A 15,263-nucleotide genomic window follows, 5' to 3' on the forward strand; every position below is an offset into this window, starting at 1 on the left:
CCTCCGCCAGCGCCCTCCACAGGCCCATCGCGCCGTCGCCGACCACGAGCATCGGGTCGTGCATCCCGCGCCGCCGACAGTCGCGCAGCAGGTCCACCCAGGACTCGGTGGACTCGCGCAGACCCTCGGTGATCGCGATGAGTTCCTTGGTGCCGTCGGCGCGGACGCCGATCAGGACCAGGAGGCAGGAGTGCGTCTGGGACAAGCGGATCTTGGGATGGACGCCGTCGGCCCAGCCGTAGACGTAGTCGGATCCGGCCAGGTCACGGTGCTGGAACTCGGTGTGGTCGGCGGTCCACTGCTGCGTCAGCCGGGTCACCGTAGCCGGCGACAGCCCGGCCGAGGAGCCCAGGAACTGCTCCATCGCAGGCACGAAGTCGCCCGACGACAGGCCGTGGAGATAGAGCAGCGGCAACACCTCGCTGATCTTCGGGGACTTCCGGCACCACGGCGCGAGGATCTTCGAGGAAAACCGCTGACGTTCACCCGTCTCCTCGTCGACCCGCTTGTCGTTCACGCGGGGCGGCCACCTCGATGGGCCCGGCAGACGTGGTCACCGTCCGCGGCCGGTGGCGGCCATTACGCACCACCAGCCGACGGCCGGCCTCGTCACGCTGACCGGCCAGCTCGGCTATGTACTGGTCCACCTCCGCCTCCAGGGCGGCGGCCGGCATCCGCCGAGCGCCGTCGCGGACGATCTCGTCGATCAGGGAACCGGCCTCGGTCGTGCCGTCTTCGTTGACTACGCTGAGCACGGGCGTACCTTCCCGACCCGCGTTCACAGCGCGGGCCTACTCGGTGACTTGACGATCACTCACTCGGGAGGTACGCCCTCGCGCATCCTCCAGAGGAGCTGATCCACAAGTCCTGAGCATTGCTCTTGTTGGGGGGAGCCAAGCGGTGTACTGGCCGCGCAGCCGGTTTCGTTCTGAGGTCGTTGTGAGTACGACATCCGCGCCGCCGTCATACGGGTGGTGGATGCGTCGGAGTTCCGTGTCGGTGATGAACACTTCGACGAGTTGATCGTCCGCGACGGCGCGCAACAGCTCGTCGACACAGCCGCGTCTCCACGGGCGCTGGTCGGCGTACAAACGTATGTGGGTGTGAAACTCCGGGTCGGGGTCGTCCTGCTCCGACTCGGTCCACCAGCGGACGCCGTTCGGGTGCAGTGTCTCTCGTGGTGTCGGGTAGCCGGCGGGCCCGGTCGGCGTGTCCGCCCAGTCCATGGTCACCACGAACACATCCTTGCCCGTGAACAGTTCGTCGAGGACTGTGTTGTACCGGTCCAGCACGATCGCGTACTCGTCCTCGGACTCCGGGTAGCGCTTCGAGCCAGGGAGGCTGTGGAAGCGCACCCAGCGGTCCGCGTACGTACTGCGGAACGTGTGGGCGAGGGGTGGACCCGACGATCGCCGTTCCTGCCACAGCCCCGCCAACAACGCGGGTGTGACTCCAGCGCTCACCCGTCCGCCTTCGCCACACCGATCGGGCAGGACACCCCGGTCCCGCCGGTTATGTCCTGCCATGTGACCCATGGGTGCTGCCTTGCGAGCGCAGGTGGGCTGCCAGTTCGTCGGCGGCGGGGTATTGCCGTTCCTGCGGCAGCAGTTGGGTCGCAGAGGCCAGGTCGCCGCTGCTGACTAGTGCGTGGATCTCATGGGCGAGTGAGGTCACGTCGTTGATGGAGACGGTCCACTCGTCCGCATAGCGGCGCACGGCCTCGCCGGAGAGTCCGAGTTGCAGTGAGCGGTAGGGCAGTGGTCGCAGGTGTAGATCGCGCTCGGGATCCCACTGGATACGGGCCGGTGCGCGCTTCAACTGGCGTTGCCAGGTGCTGCGGTCAGGATGCAGCCCACGTTCGTAACTCGACAGGCAGGCGTTGCGCAGTGCCCACTCGAAGCCCTCGCGAGTGATCTCGACGGCAAGCACGGTCTCCTGCCCCGGCTTCGTGCCCCAGCCGCAGCGGTACATCATCCACAGGAACGACGGCTTGATCCATGTCATGCGATCCCGCTTCCACACCGCCGGAAAGCGGCCCTCGCGGACGGCGGGCAGGCCGATTTCCGGGGAGTACGCCTGGTAGACGGTGATCGTGGATTCTGCGTAGACGGCACGGATCCCGCGTTGCGGTTCTTCCATGGCCTACAGCGTGGGGCCGGGCGAGTCCGGTGGCTACTGATTTTCGACCGCCGCTCACTCCATCAGAGAGGCGGCCGCAGCACCATGTGGCACGGCCGTCCTCTTCACTCACCAGGGCTCACGCCGCCGTCTACTTGTCCGCCGCCTCCGGCGCCGGGGCAATGCCCGTCGGGCAGGACTGACCCCAGTTCGTCCCGAACGGGTCACCCAGCTTGACCCCCGTCCCGCCCAACCCGCAGTACCCGTCCGGGTTTTTGCTGCCCGAAAGATACTGCTGGTGGTACCCCTCAGCCGGGTAGAAGGTCCGCCCCTCCGCAGGCAGGATCTCCGTCGAGATCGTGCCGTAGCCCGAGCCCGTCAGGACCTGCTGGTATGCGGCGCGGGACGCCTCGGCCGTGGCTGCCTGGGCGGAGGTGTGGGTGTAGATGGCCGAGCGGTACTGGGTGCCGACGTCGTTGCCCTGGCGGAAGCCCTGGGTGGGATTGTGGGACTCCCAGAAGAGCTTGAGGAGTTCCTCGTACGAGATCACGGTGGGGTCGTGGACCACGCGGACCGCCTCGGTGTGGCCCGTCAGGCCCGAGCAGACCTCCTCGTACGTCGGGTGCTCGGTGAAGCCGCCCTGGTAGCCGACCAGCGTCGTGTGGACGCCTGCCGGGAGCTGCCAGAACTTGCGCTCGGCGCCCCAGAAGCAGCCCAGGCCGAAGTCGGCGATCTCCAGGCCCTCGGGGTAGGGGCCGAGAAGCCGGGTGCCGAGAACGGTGTGCCGCTCGGGGACGGGGAACGTCGGATCGGGGCGGCCGCGCAAGGCCTGCTCGGCGGTGGGCAACCGCGGCGTGCGGCTGTGCGGGAACATGCGGTCTCCTCGGCGTTGGGGGCCGGTCAGCGGAACGTTCGAGCCCTGGACAACATTCCGACCGGCATTCCCGGCGGGCCGCTCAGTGGGACATCAGTGGCACATCAGTGGGACAGCGTCGCCGGGCTCCCCCCGTTCGCCTCGTACCCCGCCACCGCCAGTGCCCGGTACACCGCGTAGTCCGATGCCGGATCCCGCGTCAGGGTCCACGGCAGGGCGCCCACGTGGCCGTCGACTTGGACGAGCTGGTGCATCGCCTCGGCCCAGCGCTCGCCGCGGACCAGGAAGAAGACCAGCAGGTGGCGGACGTGGGCGAGCATCGGGTCGTCGGGGCGGGCGGCGTGGACCGCGAAGAGCGCGCCGTGGACCGCCTTGGTCACGACCTCGCTCTGGTAGAAGCTGCTGACCAGGTTCACCTCGGGGAGGTGCTCGAAGACCGCGAAGAGGGGCATCGCGGCCAGGAGGGAACCCTGGGGGGCCCGGGCCGCGGCCGCCTCCGCGAAGGAGTACGCCGTCTCACGCGTGCCGTGCCACTTCTCGCACCAGTAGTGCAGCGCCGCCAGATGCGCTCCCATGTGCGCGGGCGCGCGGTCCAGGATCTTCAGCCAGAGCTTCTCGAACTCCGGCTGGGAGTACGCGAGTCCCCGGGCCACGGAGAGCTCGATGACGTACGGGATCGGGTCACCGGGGGAGAGCAGGGCGGCCTCGCCGCAGGCGGACCGTGCCTCCTCCATGATGATCCGGAACTCGTCCGTCCCCGGCGTCGACGTACGCCACGCCTGCTGCACCAGGAACTCCGCGTGCACGGCGGCGCCGCCCGCGTCCTTGGGCTTCTCGGTCCGCCACACCCGCAGCCACTGCCCGCCGGGGTTCTCGCTCACCCCGCCGGGGCGTCGCTGCAGTTCGAGCGAGGCGGCGCCCGCGAAGGCCTGCACGCGCTGCCAGCGTCGCTCCCCGTCCGTCTCGGTGCCGGCGAGGAGCTGGGACGCCGCCCGGTAGTCCTGGCTCTGCTGCACCAGGTCCAGCACCTCCAGGAGGTCCTGGTCGGGTCCTGGCATGCGGATGTCCAGCTCCTCCTCGCGCAGGAAGCCGTAGTTCGCCGGGTCGGCGGCGTCCGGGTCTCCGGGGGAGACCTGCTGGATACCACCGGCACGCCTGCGCATCATGATCGGCCCGATGACGAAGCCCAGCATGACCAGCGCCATCAGGAACCAGAGAATCTCCATACCCCAAGCGAACCAGACGGGTCCGACATTTGGCCAACCTGGTCGGGACAAAGCCGCCCGGACGCCCTCTGGCCGCCCCGGCCGACGGCGTCCGCCGTCACGAAGCCCGCGAGCGCACTACCCTCGGTGCCCATGAGCGACAGGCACATCAGCCAGCACTTCGAAACCGTGGCGATCCACGCGGGCAACACCGCCGATCCCCTCACCGGCGCGGTCGTCCCGCCGATCTACCAGGTCTCGACCTACAAGCAGGACGGCGTCGGCGGACTGCGTGGCGGCTACGAGTACAGCCGCAGCGCCAACCCCACCAGGACCGCCCTGGAGGAGAACCTCGCCGCCCTGGAGGGCGGCCGCCGTGGGCTCGCGTTCGCGTCCGGACTGGCTGCCGAGGACTGCCTGTTGCGTACGCTGCTCAGCCCGGGCGACCACGTGGTCATCCCCAATGACGCGTACGGCGGTACGTTCCGTCTCTTCGCGAAGGTCGTCTCGCGGTGGGGTGTCGAGTGGTCCGTGGCCGACACCAGCGATCCGGCGGCCGTTCGGGCCGCCATCACCCCGAAGACCAAGGCCGTCTGGGTGGAGACGCCCTCCAACCCCCTCCTCGGCATCAGTGACATCGCCGCGCTGTCCCACATCGCGCGCGAGGCCGGCGCCAAGCTGGTCGTCGACAACACCTTCGCCAGCCCCTACCTCCAGCAGCCGCTCGCGCTCGGCGCGGACGTCGTCGTGCACTCGCTGACCAAGTACATGGGCGGTCACTCGGACGTCGTCGGCGGCGCGCTCGTCGTCGGTGACCAGGAGCTCGGCGAGGAGCTGGCGTACCACCAGAACGCGATGGGCGCGGTCGCCGGGCCCATGGACTGCTGGCTGGTGCTGCGCGGCATCAAGACGCTCGCCGTCCGCATGGACCGGCACAGCGAGAACGCCACCAAGGTCGCCGACATGCTCACCCGGCACGCGCGCGTGACGCGCGTTCTCTACCCGGGCCTCCCGGGACACCCCGGCCACGAGGTCGCCGCGAAGCAGATGAAGGCGTTCGGCGGCATGGTGTCCTTCCAGGTGGAGGGCGGCGAGGAGGCGGCCGTGGCGGTCTGCGACCGCGCCAAGGTGTTCACCCTGGGCGAGTCCCTGGGCGGCGTCGAGTCCCTGATCGAGCACCCGGGGCGGATGACGCACGCGTCCGTGGCCGGTTCGGCCCTGGAGGTGCCCGCCGATCTGGTGCGCCTCTCCGTAGGCATCGAAAACGTCGACGACCTGCTCCAGGACCTCCAGCAGGCCCTCGGCTAGACGCCGGAAAGCCCTGGACGCCGGAAGGCCCTGGACGCCGAAAAGCCCTACCAGCCCGTCAGTGGTGGAGTCGTCTCCGACGGCGGCTCCACCCACGGCCGGGCCATCGACGCCCACACCACGAAGGCGACGGCCGCCGCGAACAGCAGCAGCCACATCAGCCGCCGGGCCGCCCTCCTGCGGTGCAGCATCCGCCCGCCCCGGCGCACCACGTCCCCGTACAGCTCGGGCGGTACGGACGGCTGCGGCGCCTCCAGGATCCGGCGGACCTCGGCTTCCTTGCGGCTCATCGCGCTCATGACGGCGCCACCTTCACGATCGCCGGAGCGGGCTCCCGCGGCGGATGCAGCAGCGTCGCCATGGCGCGCTCACAGATCGCCCGTACGCGCTCCTTGGGCAGTCCCAGCAGCGCCGCCGCCTGCTCCTCGGCGACGCCCTCGTACATGCGCAGCACGAGGATGAGGCGCTCCTGGGGAGCGAGCCGGTGCAGTACGCCGCCGGATTTCGGGCGGCCACGGGGGTGCGCCCAGCCGAGGGCGCCGTACTGATGCCAGGCCACGCGCGCGAAGCGCACGGCCAGGTGCTGCCGGGTCCGGTCGTACGGGTCCTCGCCGTGCAGCCGGTCCCAGGTGGCGTACGTATGGGCCAGGGCCACCGTGAGCAGGTGCCGCGCGCGCGGGTTGTCGTCAGGGGGCTCCGCCGTCAGCAGCGTGGCGGCATGCAGCAGCCGCCCTGCCGCGCCCGCGACGAACGCCTCGAACTCCCGGGCCCGGCGGGCGTTCTGGGACGCCTGCCGCTCTCGCACCGCGCCTCCCGACTGGGGAAAACCGGGCCCCCGGAGGCGTACGACGAGGACGGTCGCGTACGACAGGGCCCGGTCTCATATGAGACCGGGCACGGGTCCCTGGTCAAGACTCCGGCAGAAGGCGTTGCGCTGGGAGGCGGTCCCGGCGGCGGCAACGTGACACGGGGCGGGGCGGTGCGGGGCGCTCAGGAGGACGCCGGGGCCTCCACGGACGGCGACGCGGCCATCCGCTCGGACAGCGCGACGTTGAAGCGCGTCAGGAGCGTGCAGAACGCCTCGCGCTCCTCCGGCGCCCAGTCCTCGGTCAGCTCGGACATCAACTGACGCCTGGAGGACCGTACTTCCTCCAGGCGGGAGAGCCCGCGCGGGGACAGCTGGAGCACCACGGCGCGTCCGTCCTCGGGGTGCGAGGTGCGCTTGACTAGCCCGGTGTCGACGAGCGGGGCCACCTGGCGGGTGACCGTCGAGGAGTCGATGCCCATGCTCGCGGCGAGTGCCTTGACGCCCATCGGCCCCTCCTTGTCGAGGCGGTTGAGCAGCAGATACGCGGCTCGGTCCATGGAGTTGCGCACCTGGCCGACCCCGCCGAGCCGGGTCTGTTCGGCACGGCGGGCGAACACCGCGACCTCGTGCTGCAGTGTTTCGAGAAGACCGGTGTCACCGACGGTCGTCATGTCCATCGACATTTCAGGTGTTGTGGGCATGGCCGGGGGCTCTATTCATGCGTGGGGCTGGGTTGGGGGACAGAGTACGCGGACGGGAGGCGGGCCGTACCGACGCTGCGCAAACCAGTCTCGGACCTTGGTCACGCCCGGTGTGGCGCCGTGTGAACTGCGAGACTGGTGGTCATGAGCTACCGCACGGCTGACTCCTTGCCGCTGGTGACCCTCGACGACGTGCGCGGCGCCCAGAAGATGCTCACGGGCGTGGCGCGGATGACCGCCATGGAGGGCAGCCGGCACCTGTCCGGGCTGGTGGGGGCGCCGGTCCACCTCAAGTGCGAGAACCTCCAGCGGACGGGTTCGTTCAAGCTGCGCGGCGCGTACGTGCGGATCGCCGGGCTGCTTCCCGAGGAGCGGGCGGCGGGGGTGGTCGCCGCGAGTGCCGGGAACCACGCGCAGGGTGTGGCGCTGGCCTCCACGCTGCTCGGCGTGCGTTCCACGGTGTTCATGCCCACGGGTGCCCCGCTGCCGAAGATCGCGGCGACCCGGCACTACGGCGCCGAGGTGCGGATGCACGGGACGGTGGTGGACGAGACGCTGGCCGCGGCGCAGGAGTACGCGGCCGAGACGGGCGCCGTCTTCATCCACCCCTTCGACCACCCGGACATCATCGCCGGGCAGGGCACGGTCGGTCTGGAGATCCTGGAGCAGTGCCCCGAGGTGCGCACGATCGTCGTCGGGATCGGCGGCGGCGGTCTCGCCGCGGGCATCGCGGTCGCGGTGAAGGCGCTCCGGCCGGACGTGCGGATCGTGGGGGTGCAGGCGGCGGGCGCGGCCGCGTATCCGCCCTCGCTGGCGGCGGGGCGCCCGGTGTCGATCGAGAACCCGGCGACGATGGCCGACGGCATCAAGGTCGGGCGGCCCGGTGACGTGCCGTTCGGGATCATCGGCGGCCTGGTGGACGAGGTCCGTACGGTCTCCGAGGACGCTCTGTCCAGCGCGCTGCTGCTCTGTCTGGAGCGGGCCAAGCTGGTCGTCGAGCCCGCCGGGGCGAGTCCCGTCGCGGCGATCCTGAGCGAGCCGACGGCCTTCGAGGGGCCGGTCGTGGCGGTGCTGAGCGGCGGCAACGTGGATCCGCTGCTGATGCAGCGCATCCTGCGGCACGGCATGGCGGCGGGGGGCCGCTACCTGGCTGTCACGCTGCGGCTGACGGACCGGCCCGGCGCTCTGGCGACGCTTCTCGGGGTGTTGTCAGTGGTGGACGCTAACGTCCTCGATGTGAGTCACGTACGGACCGACCCGCGGCTCGGGCTCACGGAGGTGGAGGTCGAACTGCACCTGGAGACGAAGGGGCCGGAGCACTGCGCCGAGGTCAACCTGGCGCTGCGGCAGGCGGGTTACACGGTCATCGACTGAGGTCGGGGCCCTCGTCGGCCGGCTTGGAAAAATCTGTTGAGAAACGCGATACATCGCGTTATGGTGTGTGTCTCGTCACAGGATTGCCTGCCGGTCCGCGTCGGCCCGTACTGGTCCACCGGGCGGTGGAAACCCGGCAAAACTAGTCTCTTTCCGTGGAACCCCCAACCGATTTTGGGAGAACTGACATGCCAGGCGCCATCTACGCCGAAGGTCTGGTGAAGACCTTCGGTGACGTAAGGGCTCTGGACGGCGTCGATCTCGATGTCCCGGAGGGCACGGTCCTCGGCCTGCTCGGGCCGAACGGCGCGGGCAAGACCACCGCGGTCCGCTGCCTGACCACACTGCTCCGGCCGGACAGCGGCAAGCTGACCGTCGCGGGCATAGACGTACTGAAGCACCCGAACGAGGTGCGGCGCTCGATCGGCCTGTCCGGCCAGTTCGCCGCGGTCGACGAGTACCTGACGGGCCGCGAGAACCTCCACATGGTCGGCCAGCTCTACCAGATGCGGGCGAAGGAGGCGAAGGTGCGCGCGGTCGAGCTGCTGGAGCAGTTCAACCTCACGGACGCCGCCGACCGCACCGCGAAGACGTACTCCGGTGGTATGCGCCGCCGCCTGGACCTCGCGGCCGCGCTCGTCGTCTCGCCGCCGGTCATGTTCATGGACGAGCCGACGACCGGCCTCGACCCGCGCAACCGCCAGCAGCTGTGGGAGGTCATCAAGACCCTGGTCTCCGGCGGTACGACGCTGCTGCTGACCACCCAGTACCTCGAAGAGGCCGACCACCTCGCGCACGACATCTGCGTCATCGACCACGGCCGCGTCATCGCCCGCGGCACCGCGGACCAGCTCAAGGCGCAGACCGGCGGGGAGCGCGTCGAGGTCGTCGTGCACGAGCGGGAGCACATGGTGACCGCGGCCGAGGTGCTGCGCGGCTTCGGCAAGGGCGAGACCACCGTCGAGGAGCACACCCGCAAGCTCACCGTGCCCGTCACCGGCGGCGCGAAGCTCCTCGCGGAGGTCATCCGCGAGCTGGACACCCGGGGCATCGAGATCGACGACATCGGCCTGCGCCGCCCCACCCTCGACGACGTCTTCCTGTCGCTGACGGGGCACCTCGCCGAGGAGAAGGACGAGGAGAACGGCGCCGACGGCACTGTCGAGGACGCCAAGCCGCGCAAGCGCAAGAAGGAGGCCGCCAAGTGAGCGCCGTGACCGAAGCCGTGCGGACCGTGGCGCCGGGGGGCTCCCTCGGCCAGTCGGTCCGGGACTCCCTGGTCGTCGCCCGCAGGAACCTGATTCGGATGACCAGGATTCCCGAGATGGTGATCTTCGGGCTCATCCAGCCGATCATGTTCGTGGTGCTGTTCTCGTACGTGTTCGGCGGCTCCATGAACATCGGGGGCAGCACCGACTCCGGCACCTACCGCGAATTCCTGATGGCCGGAATCTTCGCGCAGACCGTCACCTTCGCCACCGCGGGCGCGGGAGCCGGCATCGCCGACGACATGCACAAGGGCCTCATCGACCGCTTCCGCTCCCTGCCGATGGCACGCGGCGCGGTCCTGACCGGGCGCACGCTCGCCGACCTGGTGCAGACGGCGCTCACGCTGTTCGTGCTGGCCGTCGTCGCCCTGCTGGTCGGCTGGCGTACGCACACCAATGTCGGCGAGGTGCTCGGAGCCTTCGGGCTGCTGCTCCTGGCCGGGTACGCGTTCACCTGGATCGGCGCGCTGATCGGCCTGTCCGTGCGCACGCCCGAGGCGGCGACCTCCGGCGGACTGATCTGGCTGTTCCCGGTCACGTTCGTCTCGAACGCGTTCGTGGACTCCAGCAGGATGACGCCGTGGCTGCGGCACGTCGCCGACTGGAACCCCTTCAGCGCCACGGTGCAGGCCTGCCGCGAGCTCTTCGGCAACCCGGGCGTCTCACCGTCGGACGCCTGGCCCATGCAGCACCCGGTCTGGGCCTCGCTGATCTACTCGGTCCTGATCATCGTCGTGTTCCGGACGCTGGCGGTGCGCAAGTACCGCTCGGCGACGGCGTGACGCACACGGTGTGACGCGCACGGCGTGACGCACGCACGGGGAAGCCCCCGGCGCGAGAGGTACTCGTACCGGGGGCCGGGTGTCCTGGTCCCAAAGATGAGCTGAGTCAGGCCGCGTACGGCTTGGCGTCGAGGATCTTCACCGCGGCGAGCTTGCCGTTCGGCAGCTCGTACTGGGCGTCCTGGCCGATCTTCTTGCCGTTCACGCCGGACCCCAGCGGGGACTGCGGTGAGTACGTCTCGATGTCCGAGCTCGCGTACTCGCGCGAGGCGAGCAGGAAGGTCATCGTGTCGTCCTCGTCACCGTCGAAGGCGATGGTCACGACCATGCCGGGCGCGACCGCGCCGTCGGCCGCCGGAGCCTCGCCCACCTTGGCGTTCTCCAGGAGCTGGGTCAGCTGGCGCACACGGAGCTCCTGCTTGCCCTGCTCCTCCTTGGCCGCGTGGTACCCGCCGTTCTCACGCAGGTCGCCCTCCTCGCGCGCGGCCGCGATCTTGGCGGTGATCTCCGTGCGCGCGGGACCAGACAGGTACTCCAGCTCGGCCTTCAGCTGGTTGTACGCCTCCTGGGTCAGCCAGGTGACGTTCTCGCTGGTCTGGGTCACAGGTGCTCCTCGTAGGTACTGGGAATACAAAGCATCGCCCTACCCAGAAGAATGTTCCTTCACGGGTGGGCGAAACCACGAGCCTAACAATTTGCGGCCCGAAGGGGGAGGACATAAGCCGTCAGAATTACGTCAACGCAGGTCAACAGGCATATGGCAGGGGTGATGCCGTCAGCGGCCGGCCCGGTTTCAGTCCGCGTGGCAGCCGAGGAGCTCCGCGGTCGTGCCGCGGCTCGTCGTGCGGAGCGTGAGGACCTTGTCGACGCGGGTGGCGTCCTGGTCGAAGCGGAAGTCCCGGCGGCCCACCTCGGCGCCGTCCTCGGCCTGCGAGCGGATCGTGCAGTAGCCCTGGACGCCCGCGTCCTTGCGCACTTCCAGATGTACCTGAACCGCGGTGTCCGAGGGCTCGAAGGTGATGACCTCGGCGCTGATCTTGTTGCCGCCGACGTAGTAGTACGCGAAATAGCCGATCAGGGCGAGGAGGGCCACCCCCAGCACGGCACCGACGATCTTGAGCTTGTGGTCGGCGCGCTCGTCCGCGGAGCGGCCGTACCGGCCCTCGGGCAGCTGCACCGTACTCATGATCGTCCTTTCCGTCGGGGGTGTGCGGGGCCGGAGCCCGGAATTTTTCGCCCACCGATTCGGTCACTATAGAAGCGCCGATCGCGCCGTCCGACACAGGGGCGCCGACTTACTGAGGATTGAGTCTTGACTGACCAGCTGCGACTGATGGCCGTTCACGCCCACCCCGACGACGAGTCGTCGAAGGGCGCGGCCACCATGGCGAAGTACGTGTCCGAGGGGGTGGACGTGCTGGTGGTGACCTGCACGGGCGGGGAGCGCGGCTCCATCCTCAATCCGAAGCTTCAGGGGGACAAGTACGTCGAGGAGAACATCCACGAGGTACGCAAGAAGGAGATGGACGAGGCCCGCGAGATCCTCGGCGTCAAGCAGGAATGGCTCGGATTCGTGGACTCGGGCCTGCCCGAGGGCGACCCGCTGCCGCCGCTGCCCGAGGGCTGCTTCGCCCTGGAGGACGTGGACAAGGCGGCGGGTGAGCTGGTCCGCAAGATCCGCTCCTTCCGTCCGCAGGTGATCACCACGTACGACGAGAACGGCGGGTACCCGCACCCGGACCACATCATGACCCACAAGATCTCGATGGTGGCGTTCGAGGGCGCGGCGGACGCGGAGAAGTACCCGGAGTCGGAGTTCGGCCCGGCCTTCCAGTCGCAGAAGCTGTACTACAACCAGGGCTTCAACCGCCCGCGCACCGAGGCGCTGCACGAGGCCCTGCTGTCGCGCGGCCTGGAGTCGCCGTACGCGGACTGGCTGAAGCGCTGGGACGAGTTCGAGCGCACCGAGCGCACGCTGACGACGCACGTCCCGTGTGCCGAGTTCTACGAGATCCGCGACAAGGCGCTCATCGCCCACGCCACGCAGATCGACCCCGACGGCGGCTGGTTCACGGTCCCCATGGAGATCCAGAAGGAGGTCTGGCCGACGGAGGAGTACGAGCTGGCGAAGTCCCTCGTCGATACGTCCCTCCCCGAGGACGACCTCTTTGCGGGCATCCGCGACAATGCTTGACATGAGCGCAAGCGCAAGCCTGGCAATGACGCACCTCGTCCCCCTCGCCAAGGAGGTCGACGAGAACAAGGTCACCCCCGGTGTCCTCGGCTTCATCGTCTTCGCGGTGATGGCCCTGGCGGTGTGGGGGCTGATGAAGTCGATGAACCGGCACATGAAGAAGGTCGACTTCGCGGAGGACCCGGAGCCGGGTGCCTCCGGCAAGGCGTCCAGTGCGGCCGGTTCCGGCGGGACGGGGAAGGCCTCGCCCGCGAAGGGCTGAGGCCGGCCGGGCCCCGGCCGGAGCGGCGGCCGTTCAGCGTGAATGGTCGGCAAGGGACAGCAGCAGGTGGGCGGACTCCGGATGCAGATGGTCGGAGTGCGCCCCCGCCGGCCCGTTGCCGCGGACGAAGACACCGCTCGCGTCGACGCTGACGAACCTGTGGTCCAGCGCGGCGTGCGGGTACGGGTCCTCGGGGCGCAGCATGCGCAGGTAGGACACCGGGGCGGGGGCCGGGCCGATGCCCGTGTGACCGATGCCGACGCGTTTCTCGGCCCGCAGATGCCAGAAGCCGGTGGCGCGGTCGTGTGAGGAGTACGTGGCCACCACCGGGCCGCGCAGGGGTGCCAGGGCCAGCGTGGTGAAGGTCGTGGCGAAGGCGTCGCGCGGGGCCGCCATCTGCAGCAGCAGCATCGAGTCGACCGTGAAGGGCCGGTCCGGCGGCTCCGGTGTGCTCCAGCCCAGGGTCGCCGGTCCGTCCGCCGCCCACTGCACCGCCTCGCACAGGAAACGGCAGCCGAACGAGTGGCCGACGAGGTGGAGGTACTGGCCGTCGCGGTTGGCGAGGACCGGTTCGGCCGCCGGGTCCCCGCGGTGGGCGTCCAGGTAGCCCAGCAGCCGGCCGATGACACGGGCCGCGTGACCGGCGTCCGTGCTCATGGCGTGTGCGCGGTCGCGGATGCGCCGGTAGCCGCCGAGAGAGGGCAGCGAGCGCGAGGGCCAGCGGACGAGGACCGTCCAGGGCCGCCACGGTCTCAGTCGCCGGTACAGCGCCGGATGGCGCTCGTACTGGGCGGTCGTCAGGTCCAGCAGCCGATGGACCGTCCGGAGCGCCGACTCCGGACCGGTCTGCCAGCCGTGGACGTAGACCAGCAGATCCGTGGCCCACTCGGGCGGGGCCAGCTCCTCGGCGAAGTGGTCGTCCAGCCGGCCGGCGGGAACGGGGCGTGGGCCGGCGGCGGTCTCCTCCAGCAGCCGGCCGTCGGTGGCCAGGTCGACGAGGTGCACGGTGTTCACGGTGTGGTGCCCGGAGCTCGTACGGAGTTCTCCCGGCCGCTCTCCGCGGCCTGGACGTCGGCCCGCTCCAGGCGGGTGTCCATGCCGCAGTGCAGCGCGTACGCGAAGCCCAGCGGGTTGAGCAGCTTGTCGGCGAAGTGGCGGGCGACCGCGTGGGCGATCTCCCCGGCAGTCTCCGTGCCGCGCAGATAGCGGGTCACGAACTCCAGCGCGTACTCGGCCGCGAATAGCTGCGGCATCTCGATCTGCGGCCCCAGCACGCCCCGCGCGCCCGCGTGGATCAGCGCGCGGCCCAGGAACGCCAGGTCGCCGCCGCCCTCGGGGACTCCCGCGTGGCAGGCGTTGAGGATCACGAACGGCTGGAACGGGCTGTCCTCGCCGAAGCGCCGCCGGCGGTCGCGCACGGTCTGCGCGTCGATGGGAGTCCGGTCGCTCAACCGCACTGCCAGGCAGGCCGGCTGGGACCCGTTGGGTATGAAGTGGCCGTGGCACCAGAAGTACATCAGGTGCTCCTCCAGGCCGCTGTCCGCCAGCGCCCGCACCAGTTCGGCGCGCGTCGTACGTTCCACGAAACGGGTGTTCGCGGCGAGGACCGCGGCGATCTCGGCCGCCCTGGTACGGCCCTGGCGGTCGACCCGTGAGTCGTGGTTGAGGCTGACGGAGGGCACGGCCGGGGGCTGATGACGGCCGACCAGCCAGGGGTAGGCGCCGCCGGTCTGCTCGATCTGGTGGCGGTGGCCGAGGAAGCGGGCGAGAAGCGCGGCCGGGTCCTCGTCGTGGTCCTGGTCATGAGCTGCCGGGTCCTCCGGCCGCAGGCACACCATCGGCCACGGTACGTACAGCTCCGAGTCGAACCGGACGCGCAGGCCCTCGCCGGCGGAGAGCGCCCCGGCCAGGTACGTACGGAAACGGCGGACGCGTGGGTCGGTGCCGCCGAGCAGCGTTTCGAACAGCAGCTCCGAGCCCGCGAGGGCCAGTTCTTCGAGGATGCCGTGGAGCTCGGCGGGCGGGCGCGTGCTCAGGTCCACGAGGGCGGCGTACGGCTGCTCGGGGGTGCCCGGTGCGGGGCGGCCGTCGTCCGTCGAGGGGCGGAAGTCGACCAGGAGTTCCTTCCAGAGCCGGCACAGGCGGGCCGCGGCCGTACGCACCTCGGTGGGGCGGACCGTCAGGTCGGCGCGGTGCTCGGTGCCGTGGAGGGACGGTACGGCGGGGCCGTACAGCCGTGCCCTGACGCGGTCGCCGGCCAGGATGTCGAGGCAGACCGTGATGTCCGGGCCACGGGTCAGCTCGTCGGGGAGGGTGGTGAAGCTCTGGCTGGGGTCCTGGACGACGCGGACCCGGAGTTCCGTGCTCAT

The 15,263-nt window shown here is 70.0% G+C and carries 17 protein-coding genes and 1 pseudogene; 6 read left to right on the top strand and 12 right to left on the bottom strand.

Annotation, left to right across the window (positions count from 1 at the left end; genetic code table 11):
- From AB0I18_RS29915 to AB0I18_RS29935, 5 genes and pseudogenes are all read right to left on the bottom strand, one after another.
- Nucleotides 1-755: pseudogene (locus AB0I18_RS29915) on the bottom strand (transposase); the annotation flags it as partial.
- 36 nt (nucleotides 756-791) lie between these two features.
- The gene (locus AB0I18_RS29920; RefSeq protein WP_363108731.1) at nucleotides 792-1,463 is read right to left on the bottom strand and encodes a hypothetical protein; all 672 of its coding nucleotides are present in this window, start codon (nucleotides 1,461-1,463) and stop codon (nucleotides 792-794) included.
- Between the two features lie 49 nt (nucleotides 1,464-1,512).
- Nucleotides 1,513-2,139, bottom strand: coding sequence for a DUF4291 domain-containing protein (locus AB0I18_RS29925; RefSeq protein WP_363108732.1), 627 nt, complete (start codon nucleotides 2,137-2,139; stop codon nucleotides 1,513-1,515).
- 130 nt (nucleotides 2,140-2,269) lie between these two features.
- Nucleotides 2,270-2,992, bottom strand: a complete 723-nt coding sequence (gene msrA, locus AB0I18_RS29930; RefSeq protein WP_363108733.1) for a peptide-methionine (S)-S-oxide reductase MsrA — start codon at nucleotides 2,990-2,992, stop codon at nucleotides 2,270-2,272.
- 104 nt (nucleotides 2,993-3,096) lie between these two features.
- Nucleotides 3,097-4,218, bottom strand: a complete 1,122-nt coding sequence (locus AB0I18_RS29935) for a hypothetical protein (RefSeq protein WP_363108734.1) — start codon at nucleotides 4,216-4,218, stop codon at nucleotides 3,097-3,099.
- A gap of 132 nt (nucleotides 4,219-4,350) precedes the next feature.
- Here AB0I18_RS29935 and AB0I18_RS29940 point away from each other — a divergent pair, with 132 nt between their 5' ends.
- Nucleotides 4,351-5,505: a cystathionine gamma-synthase gene (locus AB0I18_RS29940; RefSeq protein WP_363108735.1), complete on the top strand. Its 1,155-nt coding sequence runs from the start codon at nucleotides 4,351-4,353 to the stop codon at nucleotides 5,503-5,505.
- 47 nt (nucleotides 5,506-5,552) lie between these two features.
- On the opposite strand, the gene AB0I18_RS29945 is transcribed toward AB0I18_RS29940, so the two are convergent.
- The 3 genes from AB0I18_RS29945 to AB0I18_RS29955 all read right to left on the bottom strand — a co-directional run bounded on the left by AB0I18_RS29945 (nucleotide 5,553) and on the right by AB0I18_RS29955 (nucleotide 6,996).
- A complete protein-coding gene (locus AB0I18_RS29945; protein WP_363108780.1) occupies nucleotides 5,553-5,795 on the bottom strand; it encodes a hypothetical protein in 243 nt (80 codons plus the stop codon).
- Between the two features lie 5 nt (nucleotides 5,796-5,800).
- Nucleotides 5,801-6,310, bottom strand: a complete 510-nt coding sequence (locus AB0I18_RS29950; RefSeq protein WP_363108736.1) for a sigma factor-like helix-turn-helix DNA-binding protein — start codon at nucleotides 6,308-6,310, stop codon at nucleotides 5,801-5,803.
- Between the two features lie 185 nt (nucleotides 6,311-6,495).
- Nucleotides 6,496-6,996 carry a MarR family transcriptional regulator gene (locus AB0I18_RS29955; protein ID WP_363108737.1) on the bottom strand — a complete coding sequence of 167 codons (501 nt, stop codon included), beginning with the start codon at nucleotides 6,994-6,996 and terminating at the stop codon, nucleotides 6,496-6,498.
- Between the two features lie 162 nt (nucleotides 6,997-7,158).
- On the opposite strand from AB0I18_RS29955, the gene ilvA reads away from it, so the two are divergent.
- From ilvA to AB0I18_RS29970, 3 genes are all read left to right on the top strand, one after another.
- Entirely contained in the window at nucleotides 7,159-8,388 is a 1,230-nt protein-coding gene (ilvA, locus tag AB0I18_RS29960) for a threonine ammonia-lyase (protein ID WP_363108738.1), read from the top strand.
- 188 nt (nucleotides 8,389-8,576) lie between these two features.
- Nucleotides 8,577-9,596, top strand: coding sequence for an ATP-binding cassette domain-containing protein (locus AB0I18_RS29965; protein ID WP_363108739.1), 1,020 nt, complete (start codon nucleotides 8,577-8,579; stop codon nucleotides 9,594-9,596).
- A complete protein-coding gene (locus AB0I18_RS29970; RefSeq protein WP_363108740.1) occupies nucleotides 9,593-10,438 on the top strand; it encodes an ABC transporter permease in 846 nt (281 codons plus the stop codon). Before AB0I18_RS29965 ends, AB0I18_RS29970 begins: the two co-directional genes overlap by 4 nt.
- A 106-nt stretch (nucleotides 10,439-10,544) precedes the next feature.
- Here the strand turns inward: AB0I18_RS29970 and greA are convergent, their stop codons facing one another.
- Nucleotides 10,545-11,042 (bottom strand): transcription elongation factor GreA, encoded by a 498-nt coding sequence (gene greA, locus AB0I18_RS29975; protein ID WP_363108741.1) that lies wholly within the window; start codon nucleotides 11,040-11,042, stop codon nucleotides 10,545-10,547.
- Between the two features lie 189 nt (nucleotides 11,043-11,231).
- Nucleotides 11,232-11,624, bottom strand: coding sequence for a DUF4307 domain-containing protein (locus AB0I18_RS29980; protein ID WP_363108742.1), 393 nt, complete (start codon nucleotides 11,622-11,624; stop codon nucleotides 11,232-11,234).
- A gap of 147 nt (nucleotides 11,625-11,771) precedes the next feature.
- Between AB0I18_RS29980 and mca the strand changes: the two genes are divergently transcribed.
- Both mca and AB0I18_RS29990 read left to right on the top strand, forming a co-directional pair.
- Entirely contained in the window at nucleotides 11,772-12,632 is an 861-nt protein-coding gene (gene mca / locus AB0I18_RS29985; RefSeq protein WP_363108781.1) for a mycothiol conjugate amidase Mca, read from the top strand.
- Nucleotides 12,625-12,894, top strand: a complete 270-nt coding sequence (locus AB0I18_RS29990; protein ID WP_363108743.1) for a hypothetical protein — start codon at nucleotides 12,625-12,627, stop codon at nucleotides 12,892-12,894. The genes mca and AB0I18_RS29990 overlap by 8 nt, the downstream gene beginning before the upstream one ends.
- A 33-nt stretch (nucleotides 12,895-12,927) precedes the next feature.
- Here the strand turns inward: AB0I18_RS29990 and AB0I18_RS29995 are convergent, their stop codons facing one another.
- Nucleotides 12,928-13,899, bottom strand: coding sequence for a hypothetical protein (locus AB0I18_RS29995; protein ID WP_363108744.1), 972 nt, complete (start codon nucleotides 13,897-13,899; stop codon nucleotides 12,928-12,930).
- Between the two features lie 5 nt (nucleotides 13,900-13,904).
- Entirely contained in the window at nucleotides 13,905-15,263 is a 1,359-nt protein-coding gene (locus tag AB0I18_RS30000; RefSeq protein WP_363108745.1) for a CHAT domain-containing protein, read from the bottom strand.

It is taken from the genome of Streptomyces sp. NPDC050704 (assembly GCF_040654355.1).
Taxonomy (GTDB): Bacteria; Actinomycetota; Actinomycetes; order Streptomycetales; family Streptomycetaceae; genus Streptomyces.